Annotated in this window: 1 protein-coding gene; it reads right to left on the reverse strand. The window is 68.3% G+C overall.

Translation table 11 applies throughout. The features are described from left to right. The coding region (locus tag AC1D01_RS38255) for an ATP-dependent Clp protease adaptor ClpS (RefSeq protein WP_477875248.1) at positions 1-521 on the reverse strand (521 nt) is incomplete at both ends.

Genomic DNA, 521 nt, shown 5'->3' on the forward strand with positions numbered 1-521 from the left:
CGGCATACCAAGGGGTGGCCGTGGTCGCGGGCTTCTCGTGTGACCTCGCTCGCGACCTCGGCCGCCTGGGCGGGATCGGCCAGCGGCAACAGGAGGCCGCCCCGCGCATGAATCTGGAGCATCGCCTCGATGGCGGACTCACGGTCGAGTTTCAGATGCCTTTCCAGCACCGCGACGACGAACTCCATCGGCGTCTTGTCGTCATTGAGAAGCTCGACGCCCGTCTGGAAGCCGGTGGGCACCATGCCGTCGACCGCGGTCAGGCGCGTCTGCGGCGGAAACACCGGCGAGGCGGCGTGCTGCCGTGCCAGCGGGTGCGGCCGGCCGCCGACGACGTGAAGCAGCAGTCCCCACAGGATCGCGCCGTCGGTGGAGAGGTTGTCGCTGATCTTGCCGGGGATCAGATTGATCGCGGCGAGGACGAGGTTCACGACCGTGAACGTGATGTAGACACTCTGCCCGACGGGCGATTCTGGGTAGCCCAGCACCGCGACCGCCGCCAGCGCGAGCACCCCCAACAC

The organism is Rhizobacter sp. P3_B12, from assembly GCF_056402895.1.